General features: G+C 69.8%; 1 protein-coding gene. It reads left to right on the top strand.

What is annotated here, in order from left to right; translation table 11 throughout:
* Window positions 1–14 precede the first annotated feature (14 nt).
* A partial coding sequence (locus IF651_RS17250; RefSeq protein ID WP_338404040.1) for an Ig-like domain-containing protein occupies window positions 15–2,068 on the top strand: 2,054 nt, incomplete at its 3' end.

Raw genomic sequence — 2,068 nt, 5'->3', positions numbered from 1 at the left:
CGTCGGTGGGCACCGTGACCGCGTTCGCGGTGGCGTTGGTCGGGTTCGCGGTGTTCTACGAGGGTGAGGCGACGGCGGACGTCGAGCTGAACGACTCGGGTGTGTGGGTGACGAAGACGTCGGCCGGTCAGGTGGGTCGGTTCAACTACGCGTCGCAGGCGTTGGACGGGACCCTGCTCGCGGGTTCTGCGTCGTTCGACGTGCAGCAGGACGCGTCTGACGTGCTGCTCGACGACACGGGTTCGTCCGCGGCGGCACCGATCGATGTGGCACACCTGTCGCTGGACGGTCAGGTCCGCCTGCCGGCGGGCGCCGAGGTGGTCTCGGGCGGGGGTGTGACCGCCGTCCTGGACGACGAGGAGCACTTGGTGTGGGTGCTGCCGTTCGACGGCGCGACGTCGTTCGACGCGCAGGAGACCGAGCCGGTGGCCGAGCTCGAGGGCGACGGTGCGCTGACGGTCTCGCGCGACGGGACGGTCTTCGTGGCGGTCGCGTCGTCCGGTGAGCTGACGACGGTCCGGACGGCGAGCGACGGAACGGTCGAGGGCGACCCGCAGACGTCCTCGCTCCCCGTGGACAAGGCTGCCGAGCTCTCCGTGACGGCCGTGGGCGACGACCCCGTCGTGCTGGACCGGTCGGGCTCACAGCTGATCCTTCCTGGCGGCAGGTCGGTGTCGGTGGACGACGGCGGTTCCGGTGTGCTGCAGCAGCCGTCGGCGGGCTCGGACGTGGTGATGCTGGCGACGGGTTCGGGTCTGGTGTCGCAGCCGTTGGGTGGTGGTGATGCGACGGTGCGCAGTGCGCAGGGGGTGCCGGCGGCGCCGGTGCAGCTGGACGGGTGCACGTTCGGGGCGTGGGGTGGGTCGGGTCAGGTGGTGCGTGATTGTGCGGGCACGGACCGGGACCTGGACGAGCGGCTCGAGGCCGTGGATCCGCAGTCGGTGCTGGCGTATCGGGTGAATCGGCACGTGATCGTGCTGAACGATCTGTCGGCGGGGACGTTGTGGATGGCGGCGGACGCGTACGAGAAGGTCGATGACTGGGATCTGGTGCAGCCGGAGGAGGCTGAGGGGCAGGAGTCGGATGCGTCGTTGACGAATCCGGAGCAGGTGGACCAGTTCGTCGCGGACCGGTCGCAGCCGAACCGGGATCCGCAGCCGAAGGATGATGTGCTGGGGGCGCGGCCGGGTCGTACGACGATCTTGCCGGTGCTGGCCAACGACGTGGATCCGGACGGGGACGTGATGACGGCGGCGGTCGTCGGGCAGGGTCCGGCGGGTGTGCAGGTGCAGCAGATCATGGGGGGTGCTGCCTTGCAGGTGGTGGTGCCCGAGGGTGCGGAGGGGACCGAGCGGTTCCGGTATGCGGTCTCGGACGGTCGTGGGGGGTTGGCCGAGGCGTCGGTGTCGTTGACGGTCTCGCCGCTGGGTGAGAACGAGCCGCCGGTGCAGTCGGGTGATCCGGTGCTGAAGGTGGGGCAGGGGTCGACGGCGACGATCAAGGTGTTGCCGTATTTCTTGGACCCGGACGGTGATGATCTGTATCTGGCGTCGGCGGAGGCTGCTGCGGCGGGTGACGAGGTGCGTTCGCGTCCGGACGGGAGTGTGGAGTTTCGTGACGGGGGTGCTTCGACGGGTCGTAAGGTCGTCGATCTTGCGGTCTCGGACGGTCAGGGGGGTCTGGTCGAGGGGAAGCTGTTGATCGACGTGGTCGCGGGGCAGCAGCCCCCGATCGCGGTCAACGACCACGTGACGGTCGTGGCGGGCGAGTCCGTGACGGTCGAGCCGCTGGTCAACGACACCGACCCGGACGGCGACGAGCTGCGGCTCTCCGACGTCGACGAGCACGACAAGGCGCTCGTCACGGCCAACCTCGACGCGGGGACCTTCCGGTTCGTCTCTGACGAGCCGGGTTCGTACGACCTGACGTACCAGGTCACCGACGGCCCGAACGCGACGACGGGTCTGGTGCGGGTCGACGTGACCTCGCCGGACGACGCGTCCGGGGCGCCGGTCGTGGTGACGGACACCGCGATGCTGCCCACCGGGGGCAAGACCCTGGTCGACGT

The organism is Cellulosimicrobium arenosum (assembly GCF_014837295.1).
Lineage (GTDB): Bacteria > Actinomycetota > Actinomycetes > Actinomycetales > Cellulomonadaceae > Cellulosimicrobium > Cellulosimicrobium arenosum.
Note: the sequence above shows the minus strand (reverse complement) of the source record. Positions and strands in the feature narration are given on the sequence as shown.